Source organism: Chromobacterium haemolyticum DSM 19808 (assembly GCF_000711885.1).
In the GTDB taxonomy this organism is placed as follows: domain Bacteria; phylum Pseudomonadota; class Gammaproteobacteria; order Burkholderiales; family Chromobacteriaceae; genus Chromobacterium; species Chromobacterium haemolyticum.
The window spans coordinates 35,520-60,447 of record NZ_JONK01000032.1 but is presented as its reverse complement, the minus strand read 5'-3'; the positions used below and the strand labels follow the sequence as shown (position 1 = coordinate 60,447).

Genomic DNA, 24,928 nt, shown 5'->3' with positions numbered 1-24,928 from the left:
CGTCATCGTCGTCATCTGGCGTTCACTGCCGGATAGGCAGCTTAGAAAACGAGGGAAAGCCGTGCGTGCGCGGCCCCAACGTTCACTGCCGGATAGGCAGCTTAGAAATCAGCAGCCTGCGCCGGCGTGGCGCGCGAGCCGTTCACTGCCGGATAGGCAGCTTAGAAAGTAAAGTAAGCGAAAAGCATGATTTGCATAATGTTCACTGCCGGATAGGCAGCTTAGAAAATTCCGGCAACATGCAATAAGTCCCATCGTCCGTTCACTGCCGGATAGGCAGCTTAGAAATAGTACGTCCGCTATCACGTATCCTGCAACGGGTTCACTGCCGGATAGGCAGCTTAGAAATGGAAAAAGTGAGCGTCAACGATGGTGAGTTCGTTCACTGCCGGATAGGCAGCTTAGAAAACAGAAGGGGGTAGGGGGACTAGGCCGCCAGCGTTCACTGCCGGATAGGCAGCTTAGAAATCCTCCCGCCACAGATGATCGAAGCGCCCGCCGTTCACTGCCGGATAGGCAGCTTAGAAAGTCAGCGCAGAGTCCGCCGCGACGCGCGCTCGGTTCACTGCCGGATAGGCAGCTTAGAAAACGGGCAATGCAAAGACCAGTACGGAGCGGGGGGTTCACTGCCGGATAGGCAGCTTAGAAAAGATCGGGAAAGACGGGAGAATGCCGTCATTCGTTCACTGCCGGATAGGCAGCTTAGAAACTCGCGAACGAAATCAGGCGCAGCCGTGACAAGTTCACTGCCGGATAGGCAGCTTAGAAAACTCCGTTCGTTATCTGCCGCCCATGTCCTGGGTTCACTGCCGGATAGGCAGCTTAGAAAATCGCAGACGAGACCGCGAGAGGCGTCTACCGGTTCACTGCCGGATAGGCAGCTTAGAAACCCGTGTTACAGGGATGGGGGTCGAACTGTGGGTTCACTGCCGGACAGGCAGCTTAGAAATGAGCGTCGAGCAGAACGCGGCGGACGAAATGGTTCACTGCCGGATAGGCAGCTTAGAAACAGAAAAGCTTGGTGCTCAAGTCTGTTCTCCGGTTCACTGCCGGATAGGCAGCTTAGAAATGCAAAAACTCGGCAAGGGTTGCGCACTCGTCGTTCACTGCCGGATAGGCAGCTTAGAAAAGACAGCAAGCTAGCCGTATTGTCGGGCATGGCTCACGGCCGAATAAGCCGCTTAGAAAACCGAGGCGGGGTCATTCAAGCTGCTATGTATTTGAAGACGAGCACAGCAAGAATCGGGTCGTCCACAAGGGCGCGCCGCCATAGACTTCGAGCATTTCAATGATACGAAGGAGAGCGGCATGGCTTGCCAACTGGAAACCCTGGACCCGGCTTTCGTCGAGCGGGCACGACACAAAGGAATTGATGCGCTCGGCCAAACCATCCAACGGATGACGGCCGCTGGCGGCGAACCCTTCCGCGACGCGCTGCGCCGCGCCACTCCGGGAGAGGGGCTGATTCTGGCGAGCTACAGCCCATTCCACCAAGCCGGGCCATACCGCGAGTATGGTCCGGTTTTCCTGGCGGCTGAATCACAGCCAGAACCTCTGCCCGAGCTGTCGTCGCTACTGCTCCGCGTCGGTGGGAATGCCTACCTTGGCGACAGCGTGGCGCTGCGCGCTTACGGCAAAGAACAGACCATGTTGGAAGCCACATTGCTGCCAACACATGAGGTGGAGGCGATACTGGCGCACTGGGAGACAAGGCCAGAGATCGCTTTCGCTATGCTGCGTTTCCCCGCCCATGGTTGCTATGCGCTGCGACTGAACCGGAGCGAATGAAATAGAACCCATGCTATGCGTGATCGGCCATCTGAAAATCAGCCCTTAAAACCTGTTCAAGGCCTGCTGCGCTTCGTGAAGCGTTACACGGTGTGTACAAACTCAAAATGCTGATGTAGCCCTCGACCATTCTGCTTTTTCACTCATTTTCGCCTTGTCTCGCCCTTGCTCCCGAGACTTTGAACAGCCTCTTACGGAACAATCCGCGCTCAAAAAGCAAAAACGCCGCTCACCCAAGGTGAGCGGCGTTTTTCATCAAACCGGCGCGGCTCAAGCCAAGCGCCGGGCCAACTCCTCGCCTATCCGCCGCATCGGCTCCGGGTCGCTCATGCCGAAGTGATCGCAGTCCAGTTCCACGCACTCCAGCTTGCCGCCGAGGAAGGGCTGCCAGTCTTCCGGCTTGGGCGCGTCTTCCGGGTGGACGCCGGCGCGGAACAGCAGCACGTCGCCGTCGTAGCGCGGGGTTTGGCTGTCGCGAAACAATTGCATGCCGTACAGCGAGGCCTCGCCCAGCCGCTCCAGCGCGGCGCGGCCCAACGGCGCCAGCGGGCTGCCGGGGCGCAGCAGGCGTTGGTAGATCGCCTCGTTGTCCAGCGGCTGGCCGTTTTCGTCGGCGTCCACTTCGCCGTTGACGCTAAGCACTGTCACCAGCGCGTCGTGCAGTGTCGGTTGCGGCCGGCCTTGCCAGCTGGCGGTTGGATAGCTGTCCATCAGCGCCGCCAGTTCCACGGTTTCGCCGGCGGCGCGCAGCTGCGCCGCCATCGCCTGCACCAGCCCGCCGCCCAGGGACCAGCCCAGCAGCCGGTACGGCCCTTGCGGCTGGACTTCGCGCACGCGGGCCACGTAGTCCGCCACCATCGCGTCGAAGCTGGCCGGCTTCTCGCCGGTGATGCCGGTGGCCTGCAGGCCGTAAATTGCGACGCCGGGCAGGTGTTTGGCCAGGCCCAGGTAGCACCAGGACAGGCCTTCCGCCGGGTGCAGACAGAACAGCGCCGGCAGCGCACCGGGCTGGATGGTCAGCAGCGGCGCGAATTCCTGGCCTTCGCTGGCGGACGGGGGCCGGTGCGCGGCGGGCGCGCTCAGCGCCTGCGCCAGCGCCGCCACCGTGCTGTGGCTGAATAGCGCGGACACCGCCACTTCGCGGTTCAGGCGCTGCGCCAGCCGGTTGGCCACCTGGATGGCTTGCAGCGATTTGCCGCCGAGTTCGAAGAAGTTGGCGTGCCGGCTGGGCGGGGTGACGCCCAACACTTGCTGCCACACCTCCATCACCTGGCGCTCCAGCGGGCTGGCGTCCTCCGCCGCGGCCGGCGCTTGCGCTTCCATGCCGGCGGCCAGCTGCTTGCGGTCTATCTTGCCGTTGACGTTGCGCGGCAGGCTGTCCAGCCAGCGCCAGTGGTCCGGGATGGCCGCCGCCGGCAGCACATCGGCCAGGCGCGAGCGCATCGTCGCCGGATCGGTATCGCCGCCGCTGAGGAAGGCGGCCAGGGTATAGCCGCCGCCGGCCAGCGGCAGGCCCACCACCGCGGCCTCGCGCACGTCCGGGCAGGCCAGCAGCGCGTTTTCGATTTCGGCGGGGTCGATGCGCAGACCGCTGATTTTCATTTCATGATCCAGCCGGCCCAGGAAGCGCAGTTGGCCGTCGCTCAGGCACGCGCGGTCGCCGGTGCGGTAGGCGCGCGGCGCGCCGGGCAGGGCGTCCATGGTGACGAAACGGCGCGCGGTGAGTTCTTCGCGGCCCAGGTAGCCGATGGCCAGCGCCTCGCCCAGCAGGCACAGTTCGCCGTCCTCGCCCTGCGCCACAGGCTGCAGGCGATCGTCCACGATGACGGCGCGCACGCCGGGGCGCGGCAGGCCGATGGGCACGCTGTCGCTGCCGTCCCACACCGCGCCGGGGCCGGACAGGATGGCGCTGGTGGCGATGATGGAGGTTTCGGTGGGGCCGTAGCTGTTGAGCAGCACGCTGTCCGGCAATAGCGCTTGCCAGCGGCCGGCGCGTTCCAGCAGCGCGGCTTCGCCGCCGATGATGGTCAGCCGCACGCTGGCCAGCTGCGCGGCCAGTTCCGGCTGCAAGGCAAAGGCCAGTTCGTGCCAGAAGGCGGTGGGCAGGTCCAGCACGCTGATGCGCTGGCACGCCACCGCGGCGGCGAAGGCCGGCATGGATTCCAGCATCGCGTCGGTGCGCAGCACCAGGGTGCCGCCATGGCACAGCGCCAGGAAGATTTCTTCGATGCTGGCGTCAAAATGCAGCGGCGCGAATTGCAGGATGCGTTCGTCGGCGCCGATGCGATACAGCTGGCCGGCGCTGCTGACGAACTGGGCCAGCGCACCGTGGCTGACCAGCACGCCGTTGGGCTTGCCGGTGGAGCCGGAGGTGTAGAGCAGATAGGCGGCTTGCTCGGCTGCCGGCGCCGGGTCCGCGGCGGCCAGCGCGTCCTGTTGCGGCGGCAGGTCCAGGCACAGCGCCGGCACTTCGCCCAGTAGCGGACGCCAGGCGCTCAGGGTGACGGCCAGCCGAGGCTGCGCGTCGTCCAGCACCATGGCCAGCCGTGTGGGCGGGCCGTGCGGGTCCAGCGGCACATAGCAGCCGCCGGCCCACAGCGTGGCCAGGATGGCGACGATGGCTTCCGGGCTGCGCGGCAGCACGATGGCCACCCGTTCTTCCGCCTGCAGGCCGGCGGCTTGCAAGCGGCCGGCCAGTTGCAGCACGCGCTGCAACAGCGCGCGGTAGGACAGGCGCTCGCCGTCTTGCTCCAGGGCGATCGCATCCGGCCGCGCGGCGGCGGCGGCGCGGATCAGGCTCAGCACCTCCCGCGGCTCGCGTTCCAGCGTCGCGCCGTCCAGCACGCTCAGCGGCGGGAGCTCCGGCAACAGCTCTCTCAGAACGACGTCCGGCGCACGGCCGGCCCAGGCGTCCAGCCAGGCCAGCAAATCATCGCGCAAGCCGTCCAGCTCCGCCTGCGGGTAGGCGTTGGGGTTGGCTTCCAGGCACAGCCGCCATTCGGTGTTCAGCAGGCTGAAATTGATCGACACATCTTCCACCGGGCCGGAGCCCAGCGGCAGCACCCGGCTGTCCAGGCCGGCAAACGGCGCGCGGCGGTCGAAAGGCATCAGGTTCACCACCGCGCCGAACAAGCGCTGCTGGCCGCCCACGCGCGCCAAATCGCCGCGCAGTTGCTCGTAGCGATAGCGCTGATGCGGCCGGATATCGCGCAGGCTGTCCGCCAGTTGGCGGCTCAAGTCCGCCGCGCTCAGGTCTTCATCCAGCCGCAGGCTTAGCGGCGCGATATTCATCGCCATGCACGGCACCGCCAGCGCCGGCGTGCCCAGGCGATTCATCACCGGCAGGCCCAGGGTCAGCGCTCGGCGGCCGCTGTGCTTGGTCAGCCAGGCACCCACCGCCGCCAGCAGCCAAGCGCCCCAGTCCACGCCGTGTTGTTTGGCGGAGGTCTGCCAGGCGGCGATCTGCGCCGGGCTCAGCCATTGCTCGGCCTTGTTCACCCCGTCCGCCAGCAAGGCGGCGGGCGCCAGCGTGCTGGCCGCCGGCTGCCGGCCTTGGCGTTGCAGCCAGAAGGCGCGGTCTTGCGCGCAGGCCTCGCTGGCCTGGTAGGCGTGATCGGCGGCGATGATCTTGTCCAGCGACCAATCCGCCAGCGGCGGCAGGGCCTGCTGCTTGACGCGGGCGCTGTAGCGCGCCGCCAGCGCTTGGCTCAGCAGGCCGTAGGCGAAGCCGTCCAGCGCGATATGGTGGGTCTGCAGATACCACCAGTGCCGCTCCGGTCCCAGCTTCAACACCGCGCCAAGATAGAGCGCGTCCCGCGACGGATCGCACGGCCGCGCCAATGACTGGACCACCCAGGCCCGCGCCGCCGCTTCCGGTTCCGCTTCCGCGCTGAAGTCCAGGCAGGGTATCTCCGCCTGCGCGGCCACCGGCTGCTGCCACAGCTGGCTGCCGTCAAACTCGAAGCGCATGTTAAGCGCCGCGCAATTGGCCAGCACCTCGGCGGCGCTATCGCGCAAGGCGTCCAGATCTAGCGCGCCGCGCAGTTCGGTGGCTTCGGCGGTGAGGTAGCTCGGGTTGTCAGGGGAAAGCTGCTGCCCCATCCAGATGCCGTGCTGTGCGGCGCTGACGGGGAGGCGAGAAGCGGTCAAAGTCATAAAAAGGCGTGCCGTTGCGGTTCCATGCCTGCGCTATGCAGTGCGGGCAGATCAATGAGAGCCGCAATCTTACACCATAAATGGGAATGATTATCAATATTGACTTGATGACCCGTCTGTTCAAGCCTTCTCTACAAAGGCGATGCCGTGGCAGGCGCAGAACGCGCGAAGCGCCGGCCCCAAACGCTTCCGCGCCGCATCGCCCACGCTCAGACCGGACAGACGCACGCTCAGCCAGAGTCCCTGCTCGGTTTCAAACGCCAACGCGGTGGGCCGCGCGCTGTGGTGGTAATACAGCCGCGCCGAACGCACCTGGCCCAAGGCGCAATGCCTGGCCGCGCCAAAGCGCCGCGGCACGTATAGCTCGCCATTCTCCACCCAGGCCAGCGCCGCCTGCTTGCGCGCACGCGCCACGCCCAGCCCCAGGCTGGCCACCGCCAATACCGCCGCAGCCGAGGACCAGGGCAAATCCACCGCTTGGAAACCTTGGTTCAACAGCAAGGTGGCGGCCGGCGCGCAAGCCAGCGCCAGTTCGCCGGGGGAGTGCTCTACTAGGATGGCATTCATCTACGGTTCGTTTCATTCCATGGGCAAGGGGCGGAATCAAACCTTGCGTGGCTGTCTGCGTCAAGCCGCCACACAGCCCACGCCGTCTCCCCAACGGCATGCCTCCTTCTAAACTGAGCCCCTCCACCGCATGATGCAAATCAAGTAAATCAAGACCACAGTCCATTCCAATACGATCTCGCCGCAGGCACACTAGTAGACGTCATACCAATCGAATGGGCCTAAAAAACGCCCCCATCCCAATCCCTTGCATAACAGGAGGATGAGTATGCAATGAAACACCAAGCCAAGGCCCCGGCAGCCCAATCGCGCCGGGGCCGCGTAGCTGTTTGTTTCTGACTTTGTGATCCAAGGACAGCCATGCCCCCTACCCTCACGCCCCGCGCCACCGCACTACGCGCCTTGATGGCCGACTTCATCCGGCAACGGCGCGACGACAAGCTGGACAAGCTTGCACCCGACGACGACGCCAAGCGCGAAGCGCTGCTGGCCCAACACCAGCCCGCCGCCTGGCTGGCGGACGCGGCCCGCCGCGCCGGCCAACTGCAAGCCGCCACCCATACCCTTAAAGCCATCCACCCAGACGCCCGCGGCAGCAATCTGTACGCGCCGCCCTCCACCCTGCCGCCGCGCCGCGAAGTGGGCAGCCACTGCCTGGGCGCGGATTTTGCCGACGACGTGGTGGGCAACGCCGCCGCGCTGGATGTGTACAAGTTTCTGAAGCAACAGCACGACGGCCAAAGCCTGCTGGCGCTGGCCTTGGCTCAGGACGCCGACTTGGCCGCCGCGCTCAGCGACAACCCCGAGCAGGCGCAAGCCTGGATCGCCGCCTTCGCCGCGCTAACCGACGCCGGCGCGGCGGCCGCCAGCCACAGCCGCGCCAAGCAAGTGTATTGGCTGGTGGGTTACGAGCCGGCCAAGGACGAGCACTACCACCTGCTGGCTCCGCTTTACCCCAGCGCGCTGGCGCAACGGCTGTACCAAACCATCCAGGAGCACCGCTTCGGAGAAGCCGCCAAGGCCGCGCGCCAGGCCCGCCGCGAACAGCGCGATCACCCGCACGGCTATTGCGATTATCCGCAGCTGGCGGTGCAGAAGCTGGGCGGCACCAAGCCGCAGAATATTTCCCAGCTCAATAGCGAACGCAAGGGCAATAACTATCTACTGGCTTCCTTGCCGCCGCAGTGGCGGAGCCTGGGCCTGAAACCGCCGCTCAATAGCGAGGACGCGCTGCTGCGCTTTGGCCGCCGCAACGATGTGCGCCGGCTGGTCCGCCAACTGCGCGCCTTCCTGGAAAGCCAACCGCGCAAGATCATGGACACCCGCGACCGCCGCGACGAGCTAAGCGACGCGCTGCTGGAGGAACTGCTGCTGTTCGGCAAGGAAATGCACGAAGGCCTGCCGCCCGGCTGGAGCGCGGACACGCGTTGCCGGCTGCCGGAATGCCAACAGCTGTGGCTGGACCCTTGGCGCGCCGATGCCGACGCGGACTTTGCCGCGCGCTGGCACGGCGAGGACTGGCCGCTGGAAGTGGCCAAGCGCTTCGGTCGCTGGCTGAACCAGCAATTCGACGCCAGCCCGCTGGAGATGGGCGACGCGGAATTCCGCCACTGGGCGCGCGAGTTGGCCGGAGACCTGGGCTGGCAGGCCCAGCACGATCAAACCCGCCGCCAGCTGGCGGCCATGGCCAAGGAGCAAGCATGAGCACCCTGCCCGTGATCACCGGCCTGCTGAGCGTGCCCCGGCTGCGGGTGCAAAACGCCAACGCCATCTCCAGCCCCTTCACTTGGGGCTTTCCGGCCATTACCGCCTTCACCGGCCTGGCCCAGGCGCTGGAGCGCAAGCTGGCCGGCAGCCTGGATTTGCAGTTCGAGGCGGTGGGCGTGGTCTGCCACCATTACCAGCCGCAGACCAGCGGCGCGTACACCCAGGGTTTCCACCTCAGCCGCAACCCGGTGGACAAGGACGGCGCCACCGCCGCCATCGTGGAGGAAGGCCGCATTCATCTGGACATCAGCCTGCTGTTCGGTCTCACCGGCGAAGCGCTGGCCGCGCCCAAGGAACAGCTGCCGGAACTGGCGCGGCAGGTGGCGGACACCCTGCACGGCATGCGCATTGCCGGCGGCAGCGTGACACCGCCGCTGCCCGGCCGCCGCCGTCCCGCGCCGCAGTTGATGACCTTGAGCGAGAACGAGACGGAACGACGCGAACAATTCCGCCAATTGCGACGCAGCCTGCTGCCCGGCTTTGCGCTGGTATCCCGCGACGACCTGCTGCAAAGCCACCTGGCCGCCCTGCGCGCCAGCCAGCCGCAGACAGACCTCTTCGACGCCTGGCTGGACTTGTCCCGCATCAACCACGCGCCGCACTGGCAGGAACAAGCCGACCCGGCCGGCGGCGAGCCGCGCCGCACGCTGGAATGGCGCAGCCAACGCGGCCACAGCCAGGGCTGGACGGTGCCGATGCCAGTGGGCTACGGCGCGCTGTCCCCGCTCTACCCGGCCGGCAGCGTGGCCAACGCCCGCGACGCGCATACGCCGTTCCGCTTTGTGGAAAGCCTGTATTCGCTGGGCGAATGGGTCAGCCCGCACCGGCTGCACGATGTCGCCCAGTTGCTGTGGTACGCCGACGACGACACCGCCAGCGGCTTGTACCGCTGCCGCAATGATTACGCCGCCACCTTGGAAATAGAAGACTAGAAAGGAAGCCTCATGAGCACCGCACCGCTGAAAACCGCTACCGTATTGGCCTTTGAACGCAAGCTGGACCCGTCCGACGCCTTGTTCCACGCCGGCGACTGGCAACAGCGCGAGCAGCACGCCGGCTGGGAGCCGGTCAGGGTCATCGAAAAATCCGTGCGCGGCACCATTTCCAACCGCCTGAAAACCAAGGATCAGGACCCGGCCAAGCTGGACGCGCAGATTGAAAACCCCAATCTGCAAACCGTGGACGTGGCCGCGCTGCCGCACCATGCGGACACCTTGAAAGTCAGCTTCACGCTGCGGGTATTGGGCAATGTCGGCGCGCCGTCCGCCTGCAACGACAGCGCCTACCAGGCCAAGCTGCGCGCCACCGTGGCCGGCTATGTGCAAGCCCACGGCTTTGCCGAGCTGGCGCGCCGCTATGCCTGCAACCTGGCCAACGGCCGCTTCCTGTGGCGCAACCGCGTGGGCGCGGAGCAGGTGGAGGTGCGGGTGGCGCTGCTGGAGCAAGGCCAGCCGGCGCAGCAATGGCAATTCGACGCGCTGGCGCTGTCCCTGCGCCACTTCGACCCCGGCAGCCAGGCCGCCGCGCTGGAACAGCTGGCCGCCGCCATCGCCGCCGGCCTGGCCGGTCAGCGCCATCTGCTGTTGCAAATCACCGCCTTTGCGCGGCTGGGCGCCGGCCAGGAAGTGTTCCCCTCGCAGGAACTGGTACTGGAGCGCGGCCGCGGCGACAAGAGCAAGACCCTGTACGCCATTGAGCAAGGGGCGCTGAAGATTGCCGCCATCCACTCGCAGAAACTGGGCAACGCCATCCGCACCATAGACGACTGGCACCCGGAAGCCGAGCAACTCGGCCCCATCGCGGTGGAGCCCTACGGCTCGGTCACCACGCTGGGCAAGGCCTGCCGCCAGCCCAAGGCCAAGTCCGACTTCTACACCCTGCTGGACAACTGGGTACTGAAAGACCAGGCTCCGTCGCAGCATGACCAGCACTTTGTGCTGGCCACGCTGATCCGCGGCGGCGTGTTCGGCGCGGCGGAGTAAGCCATGGATCATTACCTGGACATCCGGCTGCGCCCGGACCCGGAGTTTGCGCCCACGCTGCTGATGAACGCGCTGTTCGCCAAGCTGCACCGCGCGCTGAGCGAGCAAGACCGCGACGACATCGGCGTCAGTTTCCCGCGCGCGGCCCCGGCCGCCGCGCTGGGCGACACCCTGCGCCTGCACGGCGGCCACGCCGCCTTGCAGCGGCTGATGGCCGGCGACTGGCTCAGCGGCATGCGCGACCACATCGCGCTGGCCGCCATCCAGCCGGTGCCGCCTCAGGCGGAAGCCTGGCAGGTGCGGCGCAAACAGGCCAAGACCAATCCGGACAAGGAACGCCGCCGGCTGGTGCGGCGGCTGGGCATCAGCGCGGAAGAAGCCGCGCAGCGCTTCCCGGACAGCGCCGCCCGCCGGCTAACCCTGCCCTTCCTCACCCTCAACAGCGCCAGCACCGGCCAGCGCTATCAGTTGCACATCGAACAACGCCCGGCCCCAGCCACCCACAGCGGCCGCTTCAACACCTTCGGCCTCAGCCCCGACGCCACCGTGCCGTGGTTCTAACCCTTTTTTTCCAGCCCCACCGCCAAGCCTTTTAAATCAATGGCTTGGCGCGGGGCGGGATAAAAGGGTTTTTATTGGGGAAAGCGATGCTTTCCCCGGCTGGCGCGGGTTTGCGGGAGAAAGGGTCTAGTTCTCTGCCGGACAGGCAGCTTAGAAAAGTGGCCGCTTCAAGTTTCTACTGTCGCCAGCGTTCTCTGCCGGACAGGCAGCTTAGAAACGGATGCAGCTGCGAGATCGAGATGTAATCGATGTTCTCTGCCGGACAGGCAGCTTAGAAATGCCCGTCCAGGTCAATGAACACTCATGCGGAGTTCTCTGCCGGACAGGCAGCTTAGAAAACAAAGGCGTTGATATCGTATTTATTACCCAACGTTCTCTGCCGGACAGGCAGCTTAGAAAGACTGGGGAGCCTGAGCCGGCTGGACGTTGAGGTTCTCTGCCGGACAGGCAGCTTAGAAATCAAACGCATGAAAAGGACGGTGATCACATCTGTTCTCTGCCGGACAGGCAGCTTAGAAAATGGTGCATCTTTCGATTAATAGAACGATACGGTTCTCTGCCGGACAGGCAGCTTAGAAATTGACCCACACAGGCTGACGCCCCCTACCCGTGTTCTCTGCCGGACAGGCAGCTTAGAAAAAGAGGAGGGCGCTCCGCAAGTCCCGCTAGCGGTTCTCTGCCGGACAGGCAGCTTAGAAAAAAAAGTTCAAAGTGTCCGTTGTAGTGATCCGTGTTCTCTGCCGGACAGGCAGCTTAGAAACGCCGCCCCACGAGCGAGCCATCCGCCACTAGGTTCTCTGCCGGACAGGCAGCTTAGAAAGATGGCGCGCGCAATGCCTGCTCGATGTTGTAGTTCTCTGCCGGACAGGCAGCTTAGAAAACGCACAAGGCGGCTCGCGTGATGGCCAAGCAGTTCTCTGCCGGACAGGCAGCTTAGAAAAACAACAATCCTAACGGCTCCGGTATCAACAGGTTCTCTGCCGGACAGGCAGCTTAGAAAATCACGCGAGCCGCCTTGTGCGTGGGTGCGGTGTTCTCTGCCGGACAGGCAGCTTAGAAATTAGAATCTGCGGCTGTTGCGAAACGCCCGCCGTTCTCTGCCGGATAGGCAGCTTAGAAATAGGGGCCCCATGCGGGCGTTTTGTGCCCGCCGTTCTCTGCCGGATAGGTAGCTTAGAAAGAACCAGCCACTGGGTCTGTGCGCTTCTATGGGTTCTCTGCCGGATAGGCAGCTTAGAAATTGCTGAGTGAAAGCCCTACCGTGGCCCTTGCGTTCTCTGCCGGATAGGCAGCTTAGAAATGGGCGACGCGGATGCAATGGTAGTCGTCCATGTTCTCTGCCGGATAGGCAGCTTAGAAAGTATTGGGGCACAACAGGCTATGGCGTGGACTGTTCTCTGCCGGACAGGCAGCCTAGAAAGGCTCCCCAATCCCTCCCCGCAATCCTTCCAATCACATTATTCTCAATTTGAATAACAATCTAATTTTCCAGATTTTTAACATATATGCAATTGTGCTAGATTTTGTTTTCCAAAATCAAGAAAGGGCCGGCCCAGCCGGCGTTCCACGATGGCATATCCACATTTCACTCTCTCCGCGCTGGCGCTGGCCTTGGCAGGGCAAGCCTTGCCGGTGCTGGCCAGCGACGGCAACACGCTGGACAGCGTCACTATCACCGGTTCGCGCATTGCGCGCGCCGGCAAGGAAGGCGCCACCGGGGTCACGGTGTTGACCGGGGCCGATATCGAAAAACAGGGTTATACCAATGTTTACGACGCGCTGAACAATCTGGCGCAGAACACCGGCTTCACCCAGGGCGCGGATTTCGGGAATACCTTCACCCCGGCCGCCAACGCCATCAGCCTGCGCGGACTGGGCCCCAACCATACGCTGACCTTGCTCAACGGCCGCCGCATCGCCGATTACCCGGTGGCTTACGAGGGTTCGGTCAACTTCGTCAATCTGGCCAATATCCCGGCGGCGATGATTGAGCGCATCGAGGTGCTCAATGGCGGCGCGTCGGCGATTTACGGCTCCGACGCCATTGCCGGCGTGGTCAATGTGATCCTGAAGAAGAAGGCCGACGGCACCACGGTCAACGTCAAGGCCGGCGGCAGCGAGCATCACGGCGGCGAAAACCTGCGCCTGCAGCTGAGCGGCGGCAAGAGCTGGGACAAGCTGAACCTGGTCTACGCGCTGGAGTTAAGCCAGCGCAACCCGATCTGGTCGCGCCAGCGCGGCTTCATGGCGGACAATACCGTCAACGGCGCGGCCCCCACCACGGTGTGGTCTCAGAAAGATGTGAAGACCGGCAAATTCATCGATCCCGGCTCGACTTGCGGCGACCTGGGCGGCCTGTACGCCGGCAGCGTGCGCGCTTACCGCACCAGCAAGACCAATGTCTGCGCCAGCCCGCTGGCCAAGGCCTCGTACTGGACGGTGCAGACCGCCAACCAAAGCCAAAACGGTTATCTGAGCCTGAACTACGCGCTCAACGATCACCTTGAACTCTTTGGCGACGCGCTGCTGGCCTTCAATCACAGCGAGAACAACACCCGCGGCCCCAGTTGGACCTCCGCCGGCGGCAACGGCGGCTATTTCCTGAACCAGAACAACGGCCGCTACGAGGCCTGGACCCGGCTGCTGTCGCCGGAGGAGATGGGCGGCGCCAGCCGTTACAACCGCAAGTGGGACGATGTGGCGGCCAACCTGACGTTCGGCCTGCGCGGCGCGGTGCCGGACAGCAGCTGGAGTTATGAAGCCGCTTACAACGCGTCGATCTACACCAGTCAGAACATCGCGCCGCGGCTGCTGGCCAATGCGGACAGCTTCTTCCTGGGCCAGCAGCAGGGCGTGGACGCCAAGGGCGTGCCGATTTACGCGCCGTCGGCCGGGCCGTTCAACCGCCGGCTGACGCAGGCGGAGTTCGACAGCATCGCCGGGCGCTCGGTGAGCCAGAACAAGTCCTGGCTGCAGGCGCTGAGCCTGAGCGGCAGCGGCGAGTTGTTCAAGCTGCCAGCCGGCGCGGTGAAGCTGGCCGGCACGCTGGAATGGGGCAGCCAGGGCTTCAGCAACGATCCGGACCCATTGATCAACCAGGGCGCCTTCTACAACACCTCGCCGGCCGTGCACGCCGGCGGCACCCGCTCGCGTCAGGCGGCGGGCAGCGAACTGTACATCCCGGTGTTCAAGCAGTTGAACCTGACCCTGTCCGGCCGCTACGACCGCTACCAACTGCCGGACAGCAGCGCGGGCAAGTTCACTTACGGCGCCGGCCTGGAATTCCGGCCCCTGAACACGCTGCTGCTGCGCGGCAGTTACGCCACCAGCTTCCGCGCGCCGGACATGAATTACCTGTTCCTGACCCAGAGCCGCGGTTATTACTCGTCCAGCACCGATTACTGGCGCTGCGCCCAGGCCGGCCAACCGCTGGCCAGCTGCGACTACAAAAGCATGTCGCCCGGCGCGGATTACGTGAAGAACGGCAACGCGACGTTGAAGCCGGAAAACGGCAAGTCCTACGGTTTCGGCTTTGTGTGGTCGCCCAGCAGCAGCGCGGATATTTCGGTGGATTACTGGGATATCGCCATCAACGATCTGGTCACCGACCTGAGCGGCGACAAACTGCTGCGCGACGAGGCGCTGTGCCGCGCCGGCATGCTGGACGCGTCATCCCAGCTGTGCCAGGACACATTGCGCCGGGTGCAGCGCAATCCAGCCAATGCCTTGATCAATCCGGGCGCGATCAAGCAGATCGTCGTCAACCCTATCAACGCGGCCAGCGAGCGCACCAGCGGTTTCGACATCGCAGGCAAGCTGCGCTGGAAAACCGCCAACTGGGGCGGCTTCCTGCTGAAAGCCAATTACACCAAGGTGTTGAAGCACACTTACCAGCAGTTTGCCGGCGATGCGGAAAAGAATATGTTGAACGATCCGGAAAACACCGATTGGCCGGACAAGCTGGATACCAGCCTGACCTGGGACATTGGCCCGTGGTCGTCCACCGTGCTGCTGACCCGCTACGGCAAGATTCCCAAGGCCAGCGGCAACGGCAATCTCACGCCCACGGTCTTGGCCAATTTCAGCACTCAGTACCAGTGGAACAAGCGGACGTCGGTGGGGCTTATCGTCAACAATGTGCTGGACACCATCAAGCGCGACGACACCAGCGGCTGGCCTTACTACCCGGTGGGCAGTTATCTGCCCTATGGCCGCCAGTGGTGGGTTGAGTTGAACCACAAGTTCTGAGCCAAACGGCCTGCGCCGATCCGCGCGGGCGGCCTGCCGCCGCCTGCGCTCAAAGCAACGGCGCAATGCAAAAAGCCTATCGCTTACGCGATGGGCTTTTCTGAATCTGGCGTCCCCACGGGGAATCGAACCCCGGCTACCGCCGTGAAAGGGCGGTGTTCTAACCGCTAAACTATAGGGACTTAAATTGTGGCGCACCCGGAGCGATTCGAACGCCCGACCCTCTGGTTCGTAGCCAGATACTCTATCCAACTGAGCTACGGGTGCGCTGACTGGCGGAGAAAGAGGGATTCGAACCCTCGATACAGGTTTAAGCCCGTATGCTTCCTTAGCAGGGAAGTGCCTTCGACCACTCGGCCATTTCTCCGTTCAGAGAGCGCCATATTAATTAGCGCTGCGCCCTCTGTCAAGCGTGTATCCGAAATTATTTACGCCGGCTGGTCCAGCCCAAAAACTTTATGCAAAACGCGAACCGCCAGCTCCAGATACTTCTCGTCCAGCAGCACCGATACCTTGATTTCCGAGGTGGAGATCATCTGGATGTTGATGCCCTCTTCCGCCAGGGTGCGGAACATGGTGGAGGCGATGCCGCAGTGCGAACGCATGCCCACGCCCACAATGGAAATTTTGGCCACCTTGTCGTCGGCGTCGATCTTGGCGGCGCCGATATGGGTCTGCACCTCGCGCAGGATGGTCAGCGCGCGCTGGAATTCGCCGCGCGGCACGGTGAAGGAGAAATCGGTCGCGCCGTTTTCGCCCACGTTCTGGATGATCATGTCCACTTCGATATTGGCATCAGCGATCGGCCCCAGAATCTGGTAGGCGATGCCAGGCTTGTCCGGCACGCCCTTGACGTTGATGCGCGCTTCGTTACGGTCAAATGCGATGCCTGCGACAACGGCCTTTTCCATGCTTTCATCTTCCTCATACGTAATCAGGGTGCCTTCGCCTTCGTCTTCGAAGCTGGAGAGCACGCGCAAACGAACCTTGTACTTGCCGGCGAACTCCACCGAGCGGATCTGCAGCACCTTGGAGCCCAAGGACGCCATTTCGATCATTTCCTCGAAAGTGACGGTCTTCAGGCGGCGCGCTTCCGGCACCACGCGCGGATCGGTGGTGTATACGCCGTCCACGTCGGTGTAGATCTGGCATTCGTCGGCCTTCAACGCGGCGGCCAACGCCACGGCGGAGGTGTCCGAACCACCGCGGCCCAGCGTGGTGATATCGCCGTCTTCGTTCACGCCCTGGAAGCCGGCGACGATGACGACGCGGCCTTCATTGAGGTCGGAGCGCATCGCGGCGTCGTCGATATCCTGAATGCGGGCCTTGGTGTGGGCGTTATCGGTGACCAGTTTCACTTGCCAGCCGCAGTAGCTCTTGGCCGGCACGCCGATTTCCTTCAGCGCCATGGCCAGCAGGCCGATGGTGACTTGCTCGCCGGTGGATACCACCACATCCAGCTCGCGCGGGTCCGGATAGTCCTGAATCTCCTTTGCCAGGGCGATGAGGCGGTTGGTTTCGCCGCTCATGGCGGACACCACCACCACGACATCATGTCCCTGCGACTTCCACTTGGCGACACGGCGGGCAACGTTCTTGATCCGTTCGGTGGTTCCAACCGAAGTGCCGCCGTACTTTTGTACGATGAGTGCCATTCTTGTTTCTTATATTCGAAAGGGTTGAAATGTCGAGCTTCGATTCTGACCCTAACTTGCCAAGAATTGCAAGACGGAATTCACCACCGATATTGCATTGCAAAACCAGCTGCCGGCCCCTGCCGGAGCATCGCGGCGCAAGCTGCCGGCGCTGCCGTGCTTGCCGGCATCAATCCACGGCAGCCATGCCGTTTACTGGCAGATTATTTCTGTTGGATTACATGCGCAAACGTTCGGGACAACTATAGAGATTGGCGCGGCCGCGGCCGGCGAAGCCGATCAAGGTCAGGCCGTAGCGCGCGGCCATCTCCACCGCCAGCGAAGTGGGCGCGGACATCGCTATCAGGATTTCGATGCCGGCGGCGGCGGCCTTCTGCGCCATTTCATAACTGGCGCGGCTGGTGACGACGGCTGCGCCATCGCGCCAGCCTTGGCGCGCGCGCGCGCCGATCAGCTTGTCCAGCGCCACATGACGGCCCACGTCCTCGCTAAGATGCAGGAGTTCGCCCTGAGGCGTCACCCAGCCGGCGGCGTGGGCACAGGCGGTGGCTTGAGATAGGCTTTGCGCCTGCTGCAAGGCCGGCAAGGCGCGCGCCAGCGCGTCCAGGCTAAAGCTTTGAGTAACCGGCAGCGGCGGCAGCGGCCTATGGATTTCGGCCAACTGCTCCACGCCGCACAGGCCGCAGCCGGTGCGCCCGGCCAGTTGGCGGCGGCGTTCTTTCAGGGCCATGAACCGGGCCGAAGCCAGCTCGATATGGACCTCCACCCCGCGCTCGCCCGGAAGGATGTCGATACCGTAGATTTCACCCGAATGGGCGATGATGCCTTCCGCCAGGCTAAAGCCGAGCGCGAAGTCTTCCAGCGCCATCGGGCTGGCCATCATCACCACGTGGGACAGGCCGTTGTACACCAGCGCCACCGGGGTTTCCACCGCCACCCAGTCTTGCCTGGCCTGAGCGCCGCCATCGCGGCAATCTAGAATGCCCAGCTCAAGCGCCGCATGCTCCAGCGCTTCATTTTTTTTCATAGAATTTGGCCCGCCATCCGCTGCAATAGTTTGTACTAATTGATACCTAGGGCGATAATAGATTTTCCGCTGTGAGTGAGCAATGCGCCCTTGGTGGGTCAAGGGCGCCAGGTTCATACCAAGGAGACAAACCCATGCAAGTCAGCAGACGGCAGTTTTTCAAGCTCTGCGCCGGCGGCATGGCAGGCACCACCATCGCGACCCTGGGCTTCATGCCCGAAACCGCGCTGGCCGACACGCGCAGCTATAAATTGATGCGCGCGACGGAAACCCGGAATACCTGTCCATACTGTTCGGTGGGCTGTGGCATCTTGATGTACAGCCTGGGCGACGGCGCCAAAAACGCCAAAGCCGATATTTTCCACATTGAAGGCGATCCGGACCACCCGGTCAATCGCGGCGCGCTCTGTCCCAAGGGCGCCGGCCTGATCGACTTCATCCACAGCCCCAACCGCCTGCGCTACCCCGAAGTGCGCGAAGCGGGCTCCAACGAATTCAAACGCATCAGTTGGGACGAAGCCTTCGAGCGCATCGCCGCCCACATGAAGCGCGACCGCGACGCCAACTTTGTCGAGAAAAACGCCGATGGCGTCACCGTCAACCGTTGGCTGACCACAGGCTTCCTGGCCGCATCCGCGTCCAGCAACGAGGCCGGCTGGCTCACCCACAAATTCACCCGCAGCCTGGGGCTGCTGGCGGTCGACAACCAGGCGCGTGTATGACACGGACCAACGGTGGCAAGTCTTGCCCCAACATTTGGTCGCGGTGCCATGACAAACCATTGGGTCGACATCAAGAACGCCAACCTCATTGTCGTCATGGGCGGCAATGCGGCCGAGGCGCACCCGGTGGGTTTCCGCTGGGCGATTGAAGCCAAGACCCGCAACAAGGCGAAGCTGATCGTCATTGATCCGCGCTTCACCCGCACGGCCTCGGTGGCGGATTATTACGCCCCCATCCGCACCGGCACGGACATTGCGTTCCTGTCCGGCGTGATCCGCTACCTGCTGCAAACCGGCAAGTACAATAAGGAATACACGCTGGCCTACACCAATGCCGCGCTCTTGGTGAACCCGGACTTCAAGTTCGACGACGGCCTGTTCTCCGGCTACAACGCGGAGAAGCGTAGCTACGATAAATCCACCTGGACTTACCAGCTGGACGACAAGGGCATGGCCAAGCGCGACGACACCCTGTCCGACCCGCGCTGCGTAATCAATCTGATGCGCGACCACGTGGCCCGCTATACGCCGGAAATGGTGGAAACCCTCTGCGGCACGCCCAAGGAAGCTTTCCTCAAGGTATGCGAATACCTGGCGGAAACCGGCGCCCACGACAAGACCACGTCCTTCCTGTACGCGCTGGGCTGGACGCAGCACTCCATCGGTTCGCAGAACATCCGCACCATGGCGATGATCCAGCTGCTGCTGGGCAATATGGGCATGGCCGGCGGCGGGGTCAACGCCTTGCGCGGCCACTCCAACATCCAGGGTCTGACCGATATCGGCCTGCTGTCCACCAGCTTGCCGGGCTATCTGAACATGCCCTCGGAGAAAGAGCCCACGCTGGAGGCCTATCTGGCCAAGTACACCAGCAAGCCGCTGGCCGACGGGCAGATGAACTACTGGCAGAACTATCCCAAGTTCTTCATCTCGCTGATGAAGGCGATGTGGGGCGACAAGGCCACCGCCGACAACCAGTGGGGCTATGACTGGCTGCCCAAGTGGGACAAGAGCTACGACGTGCTGCAGTACTTCGAGCTGATGCACCAGGGCAAGATCAACGGCTACTTCTGTCAGGGCTTCAACCCGGTACTGGCTTTCCCGGACAAGAACAAGGTGGTGTCTTCGCTCTCCAAACTGAAGTACTTGGTGATCATGGACCCGCTGGCCACCGACACCTCCACCTTCTGGAAAAACCACGGCGAGCAGAACGATGTGAAGACCGCGGAGATCCAGACCGAGGTGTTCCGCCTGCCCACCACCTGTTTCGCCGAGGAAGACGGCGCGGTGGTCAACTCCGGCCGCTGGCTGCAATGGCACTGGAAAGGCGCGGACGCGCCGGGCGAAGCCATCACCGACGCGGAAATCCTGGCCGGCATCTTCACCCGCCTGAAGGCGCAGTACGCCAAGGACGGCGGCAAGAACGCCGAGGCCATCATGAGCCTGTCCTGGGCTTACGGCAACCCGCACGAGCCCAAGCCGGAAGAACTGGCCAAGGAGCTCAACGGCAAGGCGCTGGCGGACATCCCGGATCCAAAGAACCCTGGACAATTCCTGGCCAAGAAAGGCGAGCTGCTGTCCGGCTTCGCGCTGATGCAGGCCGACGGCAGCACCGCGTCCGGCTGTTGGATCTTCGCCGGCAGCTGGACCCAGGCCGGCAACCAGATGGCGCGCCGCGACAATAGCGACCCGTCCGGGCTGGGCAACACTCTGGGCTGGGCCTGGGCGTGGCCGGCCAACCGCCGCGTGCTGTACAACCGCGCTTCCTGTAAGCCGGATGGCACGCCGTGGGACAAAAAGCGGACGCTGATCAAGTGGAACGGCGAAAAATGGGTGGGCGTGGACGTGCCTGACTTCAAGGCCGACGAGCCGCCCGGCAGCGCCATGGGCCCCTTCATCATGCAGGCCGAGGGCCTGGGGCGGCTGTTCGCGCTCGACAAGATGGCGGAAGGCCCCTTCCCCGAGCACTACGAGCCGTTCGAAACGCCGCTGGGCACCAATCCGCTGCATCCCAAGGTGGTGTCCAATCCGGCAGCGCGGGTATTCGCCGCGGACCGCGAACAGATGGGCAAGCACGACGCCTTCCCGTACGCGGCCACCACTTACCGGCTGACCGAGCACTTCCACGGCTGGACCAAGCACGCGCGGCTGAACGCGATCGCCCAGCCGGAGCAGTTCGTGGAAATCGGCGAGGCGCTGGCCAAGGAGAAAGGCATCGCTCACGGCGACACAGTGAAAGTGTCGTCCAAGCGCGGCTACATCAAGGCCAAGGCGGTAGTGACCAAGCGCATCCGCGCGCTGCAGGCGGGCGGCAAGACGGTGCACCAGATCGGGATTCCGATTCACTGGGGTTATGAAGGGGTGGCCAAGAAGGGCTTCAGCGCCAACACGCTGACGCCGTTTGTCGGCGACGCCAACACCCAGACCCCGGAATTCAAATCCTTCCTGGTCAACGTCGAGAAAGTATAAGGAGCGACCATGTCATCACTGCAATCGCAAGATATCCTGCGCCGCTCCGCCAGCCCCACCCAGCCGCCGGTGGTGCGCGATTACAAGGCCGAAGTGGCCAAGCTGATCGACGTGTCCACCTGCATCGGCTGCAAGGCTTGTCAGGTGGCCTGCTCGGAGTGGAACGACATCCGCGACGAAGTGGGCAGCAACGTCGGCGTCTACGACAACCCGGCCGATCTCACCGCGCACAGCTGGACAGTGATGCGCTACAGCGAGGTGGAGGAAAGCGGCAAGCTGGAGTGGCTGATCCGCAAGGACGGCTGCATGCACTGCGCCGACCCGGGCTGTCTGAAGGCCTGTCCGTCGCCGGGGGCCATCATCCAGTACGCCAACGGCATCGTGGACTTCCAGTCCGAGCACTGCATCGGCTGCGGCTATTGCATCTCAGGCTGTCCGTTCAACGTCCCGCGCATCAACCAGAAGGACAACAAGGCGTATAAATGCACCTTGTGCTCCGATCGGGTGATGGTGGGTCAGGAGCCGGCCTGCGTGAAGACCTGTCCCACCGGAGCCATCCGCTTCGGCACCAAGTCCGATATGCAGGCCTACGCCCACGAGCGGGTGGAAGAACTGAAAACCCGCGGCTACGCCAACGCCGGGCTGTACGATCCGGAAGGCGTGGGCGGCACTCACGTGATGTACGTGCTGCACCACGCCGACAAGCCGGAGCTGTATTCCGGCCTGGCCAAGGATCCCAAGATCAGCCCGGTGGTCAGCCTGTGGAAGGGCATCCTCAAGCCGCTGTCCACCATCGGCCTGGCGGCTTCGGTGTTGTTCGGCTTCTTCCACTACATCGGCGTCGGCCCCAATAAGGCGGAAGAGGAAGAGGAGGAACAGGCATGAGCAAGGAAAAGCTGATCAAGCGCTACAGCGCGGCGGAACGCGTCAACCACTGGATCGTGGCGGTGTGCTTCGTGCTGTTGGCGATTTCCGGCCTGGCCTTCTTCTACCCGGCCTTCTTCTGGCTGACCGGCGTATTCGGCACCCCGCAGCTGGCGCGCATCATCCACCCCTTCGTCGGGGTGCTGATGTTCCTCGGCTTCGCGCGCCAGTTCCTGCGTTACTGGCATCACAACTTTCTGGATAAGGAAGACGTGAAGTGGATGATGGCGGTGAAGTCAGTGCTGTCCGGCCATGAGGTCGGCGACATCGGCAAGTACAACGGCGGCCAGAAAGGCATGTTCTGGCTGATGACCGGCTGCATGCTGGTGCTGGTGTGCACCGGCTTCATCATGTGGCGGCCGTACTTTGCGATGTACTTCCCCATCCCGGTGATACGCGTGGCGCTGCTCCTGCACGCCTGGAGCGCGCTGATCCTGATCGCCGGCATCATCGTCCACGTCTACGCCGCCATCTGGGTGCGCGGCACGATACGGGCAATGGTGGAAGGCGTGGTCACCCACGCCTGGGCCAAGAAGCATCATCCGCGTTGGTATCGTGAAATGACCGGAGACAAGAACAAGCCATGAGCATACGCATCGTCCCCCTGGACGAGGCTGGCCGGCTGCAAACCGCGGCGGGAGAGATCCCGCCGTTGTTGCTGCCCCAGCCCGCCGAACGCTACCTGGCCCGCAGCCAGCGCCTGACGGCGCTGGCCGACGGCCACCCGATGGCGGCCTATCTGGCGTTCGCCGCCCGCATCGCCGCGGCTCAGCACCGGCTGGTGCGCGAACAGCCGGTGGCGCTGCCGCAGCGCGGCGATTACTTCCATCATTGCGCCGAACACGGCCTGCCGCCCTTGGGCGCAGCCGCCTGGCCGCGCGATCCTGTCTGGCGCGGCCTGCTGCGCGCGCTATGCGCGGAACTCTCCGCCCTGCCCGGCCCCGCCGGCGAAGTGGCGCGCGAGCTGGGACAGGCGAGCGACGACGCGCTGGAAAGCGCCGCGCGCGCGCTGCTGGACGGGGACTTCGCCGCCGTCGGCTCGGCGCGAGCGCCCTTGCTGTGGGCGGCGCTGTCGGTTTACTTCAGCCAGCTGGCCTCGCAATTGCAAGTTGCCGCGGTGGCCGAACCCGACGACGCCCGCCGCCTGTGCCCGGTATGCGCAATGCCGCCAGTGGCCAGCGTGGTGCGTCTGGGCAACGAGTCCGGCCTGCGCTACCTGCATTGCAGTCTGTGCGAAAGCGAATGGCATCTGGTGCGCGCCAAGTGCAGCAATTGCGAAGCCACGCGCGACATCGGCTACTGGTCGCTGGAGCAAGGCGACAGCCAGCAGGCCGCGGTGCGAGGCGAAAGCTGCGGCGACTGCGGCAGCTACCTGAAGATCCTGGCGCTGGACAAGGACCTGAACGCCGAGCCGGCAGCCGATGACCTGGCCTCGCTGGCGCTGGATCAGCAGCTGGAGCAGCGCGGCTTTGCCCGCAGCGGGATGAATCCTCTGCTGTTCCCCGGCTGAGAAGCGCTTCTGTTTCCACCCTGCCAGCCTCCGTCACGGAGGCTTTTTTATTGCCTAGGCAAGCGGCTTGGCCGCGCCGGCCGTTTGCATAAGAAAAAACCAACAACTACAAAAAAGGTATGACTTTTTTCTATTCCGGTTAATCGACATGGCTCTGCTCCCGCCTCTGACGCCAAGAAACCGCCTGCTGCTGGGCCTGGCCATCAATGGCGGCGCCTTGTGCTGGCTGTTTTGGGGGCATGCCCTGCTCTGGGCCGGGCTGGCGCTCAGCTCCGTCGCGCTGGCGCTGGCGCTGAGCTGGCCCTCTCCGGTCGACGCCGCGGAAGAGACGCCCAACCCGGATGCCTACTGGCAGGGCTTCGCCAGCCATGTTTGCGCCTTGCTCCCGCTGTGGGCCGGCCACATCTCCTTGGGCAAGGAACAAATGGACGACGCCGCCAACCGGCTGACCCTGCGCTTCGACGGCATCTTGCGCCAAGTCGGCGGCGCGGTGCCCAAACCCGGCGAGCACACCGACCAAGCGGCGCTGGCGCAGGCGGAAAGCCGGCTCAAGCACATGCTGCAGCTCTTGCAAAACGCCACCCGACAACAAACCGATCTCGCCATCCATCTGCACACTTTGGGCCAATCGGCCAATACCCTGCAAAACCTGGTGCGCAGCCTGATCAGCGGCCGCCAGTTGGACGGCGAGCAAAGCATCGAACAACTGGGCAGCGACACGCTGGAACAGCTGTCCCGTTTGCAAAACCAGATCGACAAGGCAATGGGCAGCCTGGCGCAGATGGCGCACGAGCCGCTGCGGCCGCACACGCTGCTAAACCCCTCCGACCCGGCCGCGCAAGATAAAGAAGCCGTTCTGGACGAAGAGGCCGCTCAGTCTCAATCCTTGCAGCAGGCGCTGGAAGACATCCTGGTGCAACTGCAATTCCAGGATAGGGTCGATCAAATCCTCAGCGGAGTGCAAAACGACATGCGCAGGCTGGAAAGCGTCTTCAGCCAGGCGCTGATCGATACCAAACAGCGGCCGACGCCGCCGGACACGGCAGCCTGGCTAGAGGCCTTGAAAAACAGCTATACCACCCATGAGCAGCGCGTCCTGCACAGCAGCGACAAGACTGAATCGGGCAATAACCAAAACAACATTACCTTTTTTTGATCCGGGGAACGCTTCCGATGGCCAAAACCATACTCATCGTCGATGATTCGGCCAGCCTGCGACAGGTGGTGCGCATGACGCTTGCCGGCGCGGGCTATGAGGTGCTGGAGGCCGGCAACGGCCAGGAGGCGCTGGATGTGCTGGACGGACGCAAAGTCCATCTGATCGTCTCCGACGTGAACATGCCGCTGATGGACGGCATCGCCTTGCTGCGCAATATCAAGGTCCATCCCAATTACAAATTCACTCCGGTCATCATGCTGACCACGGAATCCTCCGAGGAAAAGAAGCAGGAGGGCAAGGCCGCCGGCGCCAAAGCCTGGGTGGTCAAACCATTTCAGCCGCCGGTGCTGTTAACCGCCGTTTCCAAATTGATCCTGCCCTGAACGGGAGCCCG

At 63.7% G+C, this 24,928-nt stretch carries 16 protein-coding genes, 3 tRNA genes and 2 CRISPR repeat arrays; of the genes, 12 read left to right on the top strand and 7 right to left on the bottom strand.

The window, feature by feature from the left end:
• Positions 1 to 20 precede the first annotated feature (20 nt).
• A CRISPR array of direct repeats spans positions 21 to 1,188; the repeat unit is 28 nt; unit sequence GTTCACTGCCGGATAGGCAGCTTAGAAA.
• A 120-nt stretch (positions 1,189 to 1,308) separates the two neighbouring features.
• Positions 1,309 to 1,788 (top strand): DUF1203 domain-containing protein, encoded by a 480-nt coding sequence (locus tag BR71_RS16720; protein ID WP_043640091.1) that lies wholly within the window; start codon positions 1,309 to 1,311, stop codon positions 1,786 to 1,788.
• 270 nt (positions 1,789 to 2,058) lie between these two features.
• Here the strand turns inward: BR71_RS16720 and BR71_RS16715 are convergent, their stop codons facing one another.
• Both BR71_RS16715 and BR71_RS16710 read right to left on the bottom strand, forming a co-directional pair.
• Positions 2,059 to 5,943, bottom strand: coding sequence for a non-ribosomal peptide synthetase (locus tag BR71_RS16715; protein ID WP_043640084.1), 3,885 nt, complete (start codon positions 5,941 to 5,943; stop codon positions 2,059 to 2,061).
• Between the two features lie 120 nt (positions 5,944 to 6,063).
• Positions 6,064 to 6,510 carry a hypothetical protein gene (locus BR71_RS16710; RefSeq protein ID WP_043640081.1) on the bottom strand — a complete coding sequence of 149 codons (447 nt, stop codon included), beginning with the start codon at positions 6,508 to 6,510 and terminating at the stop codon, positions 6,064 to 6,066.
• 360 nt (positions 6,511 to 6,870) lie between these two features.
• Here BR71_RS16710 and csy1 point away from each other — a divergent pair, with 360 nt between their 5' ends.
• The 5 genes from csy1 (at position 6,871) to BR71_RS16685 (ending at position 15,068) form a co-directional block, all read left to right on the top strand.
• Positions 6,871 to 8,214: a type I-F CRISPR-associated protein Csy1 gene (csy1, locus tag BR71_RS16705; RefSeq protein ID WP_043640079.1), complete on the top strand. Its 1,344-nt coding sequence runs from the start codon at positions 6,871 to 6,873 to the stop codon at positions 8,212 to 8,214.
• On the top strand, positions 8,211 to 9,209 hold the full coding sequence (csy2, locus tag BR71_RS16700) for a type I-F CRISPR-associated protein Csy2 (protein WP_043640077.1): 999 nt from the start codon (positions 8,211 to 8,213) through the stop codon (positions 9,207 to 9,209). Before csy1 ends, csy2 begins: the two co-directional genes overlap by 4 nt.
• A 12-nt stretch (positions 9,210 to 9,221) precedes the next feature.
• Complete coding sequence (gene csy3 / locus BR71_RS16695; protein ID WP_043640075.1) at positions 9,222 to 10,259, top strand: type I-F CRISPR-associated protein Csy3; 1,038 nt, start codon at positions 9,222 to 9,224, stop codon at positions 10,257 to 10,259.
• A 3-nt stretch (positions 10,260 to 10,262) separates the two neighbouring features.
• Positions 10,263 to 10,820 carry a type I-F CRISPR-associated endoribonuclease Cas6/Csy4 gene (gene cas6f, locus BR71_RS16690; protein WP_043640071.1) on the top strand — a complete coding sequence of 186 codons (558 nt, stop codon included), beginning with the start codon at positions 10,263 to 10,265 and terminating at the stop codon, positions 10,818 to 10,820.
• Positions 10,821 to 10,949: 129 nt separating this feature from the next.
• Positions 10,950 to 12,240: a CRISPR direct-repeat array (repeat unit 28 nt; unit sequence GTTCTCTGCCGGACAGGCAGCTTAGAAA).
• Between the two features lie 149 nt (positions 12,241 to 12,389).
• Positions 12,390 to 15,068, top strand: a complete 2,679-nt coding sequence (locus tag BR71_RS16685; protein ID WP_052370722.1) for a TonB-dependent receptor plug domain-containing protein — start codon at positions 12,390 to 12,392, stop codon at positions 15,066 to 15,068.
• 107 nt (positions 15,069 to 15,175) lie between these two features.
• On the opposite strand, the gene BR71_RS16680 is transcribed toward BR71_RS16685, so the two are convergent.
• The 5 genes from BR71_RS16680 to fdhD form a co-directional block, all read right to left on the bottom strand.
• Positions 15,176 to 15,250, bottom strand: a tRNA-Glu gene (locus BR71_RS16680).
• A gap of 8 nt (positions 15,251 to 15,258) precedes the next feature.
• Positions 15,259 to 15,335 (bottom strand) — tRNA-Arg (locus tag BR71_RS16675).
• Between the two features lie 6 nt (positions 15,336 to 15,341).
• Positions 15,342 to 15,435 (bottom strand) — tRNA-Ser (locus tag BR71_RS16670).
• Between the two features lie 61 nt (positions 15,436 to 15,496).
• Positions 15,497 to 16,723, bottom strand: coding sequence for an aspartate kinase (locus BR71_RS16665; protein ID WP_043640069.1), 1,227 nt, complete (start codon positions 16,721 to 16,723; stop codon positions 15,497 to 15,499).
• A 217-nt stretch (positions 16,724 to 16,940) separates the two neighbouring features.
• Positions 16,941 to 17,750, bottom strand: coding sequence for a formate dehydrogenase accessory sulfurtransferase FdhD (gene fdhD / locus BR71_RS16660; protein WP_043640065.1), 810 nt, complete (start codon positions 17,748 to 17,750; stop codon positions 16,941 to 16,943).
• Positions 17,751 to 17,884: 134 nt separating this feature from the next.
• On the opposite strand from fdhD, the gene fdnG reads away from it, so the two are divergent.
• From fdnG to BR71_RS16625, 6 genes are all read left to right on the top strand, one after another.
• Positions 17,885 to 20,941 carry a formate dehydrogenase-N subunit alpha gene (fdnG, locus tag BR71_RS16650; protein WP_081862710.1) on the top strand — a complete coding sequence of 1,019 codons (3,057 nt, stop codon included), beginning with the start codon at positions 17,885 to 17,887 and terminating at the stop codon, positions 20,939 to 20,941.
• Between the two features lie 9 nt (positions 20,942 to 20,950).
• Entirely contained in the window at positions 20,951 to 21,826 is an 876-nt protein-coding gene (fdxH, locus tag BR71_RS16645; RefSeq protein WP_043640061.1) for a formate dehydrogenase subunit beta, read from the top strand.
• Positions 21,823 to 22,452: a formate dehydrogenase subunit gamma gene (locus BR71_RS16640; RefSeq protein WP_019103010.1), complete on the top strand. Its 630-nt coding sequence runs from the start codon at positions 21,823 to 21,825 to the stop codon at positions 22,450 to 22,452. Before fdxH ends, BR71_RS16640 begins: the two co-directional genes overlap by 4 nt.
• Positions 22,449 to 23,375 carry a formate dehydrogenase accessory protein FdhE gene (gene fdhE / locus BR71_RS16635; RefSeq protein ID WP_043640057.1) on the top strand — a complete coding sequence of 309 codons (927 nt, stop codon included), beginning with the start codon at positions 22,449 to 22,451 and terminating at the stop codon, positions 23,373 to 23,375. Before BR71_RS16640 ends, fdhE begins: the two co-directional genes overlap by 4 nt.
• A gap of 148 nt (positions 23,376 to 23,523) precedes the next feature.
• Positions 23,524 to 24,531, top strand: coding sequence for a hypothetical protein (locus BR71_RS16630; RefSeq protein WP_043640054.1), 1,008 nt, complete (start codon positions 23,524 to 23,526; stop codon positions 24,529 to 24,531).
• A gap of 17 nt (positions 24,532 to 24,548) precedes the next feature.
• A complete protein-coding gene (locus BR71_RS16625) occupies positions 24,549 to 24,917 on the top strand; it encodes a response regulator (RefSeq protein WP_019103013.1) in 369 nt (122 codons plus the stop codon).
• Positions 24,918 to 24,928 lie beyond the last annotated feature (11 nt).

Coding starts and splice junctions, on each gene's coding strand:
- BR71_RS16710 (WP_043640081.1), bottom strand. CDS start 6,510: ATGAATGCCATCCTAGTAGAGCACTCCCCCGGCGAACTGGCGCTGGCT.
- BR71_RS16720 (WP_043640091.1), top strand. CDS start 1,309: ATGGCTTGCCAACTGGAAACCCTGGACCCGGCTTTCGTCGAGCGGGCA.
- BR71_RS16685 (WP_052370722.1), top strand. CDS start 12,390: ATGGCATATCCACATTTCACTCTCTCCGCGCTGGCGCTGGCCTTGGCA.
- csy1 (WP_043640079.1), top strand. CDS start 6,871: ATGCCCCCTACCCTCACGCCCCGCGCCACCGCACTACGCGCCTTGATG.
- fdxH (WP_043640061.1), top strand. CDS start 20,951: ATGTCATCACTGCAATCGCAAGATATCCTGCGCCGCTCCGCCAGCCCC.
- BR71_RS16715 (WP_043640084.1), bottom strand. CDS start 5,943: ATGACTTTGACCGCTTCTCGCCTCCCCGTCAGCGCCGCACAGCACGGC.
- fdhD (WP_043640065.1), bottom strand. CDS start 17,750: ATGAAAAAAAATGAAGCGCTGGAGCATGCGGCGCTTGAGCTGGGCATT.
- BR71_RS16630 (WP_043640054.1), top strand. CDS start 23,524: ATGGCTCTGCTCCCGCCTCTGACGCCAAGAAACCGCCTGCTGCTGGGC.
- BR71_RS16640 (WP_019103010.1), top strand. CDS start 21,823: ATGAGCAAGGAAAAGCTGATCAAGCGCTACAGCGCGGCGGAACGCGTC.
- csy2 (WP_043640077.1), top strand. CDS start 8,211: ATGAGCACCCTGCCCGTGATCACCGGCCTGCTGAGCGTGCCCCGGCTG.
- BR71_RS16665 (WP_043640069.1), bottom strand. CDS start 16,723: ATGGCACTCATCGTACAAAAGTACGGCGGCACTTCGGTTGGAACCACC.
- BR71_RS16625 (WP_019103013.1), top strand. CDS start 24,549: ATGGCCAAAACCATACTCATCGTCGATGATTCGGCCAGCCTGCGACAG.
- fdhE (WP_043640057.1), top strand. CDS start 22,449: ATGAGCATACGCATCGTCCCCCTGGACGAGGCTGGCCGGCTGCAAACC.
- cas6f (WP_043640071.1), top strand. CDS start 10,263: ATGGATCATTACCTGGACATCCGGCTGCGCCCGGACCCGGAGTTTGCG.
- csy3 (WP_043640075.1), top strand. CDS start 9,222: ATGAGCACCGCACCGCTGAAAACCGCTACCGTATTGGCCTTTGAACGC.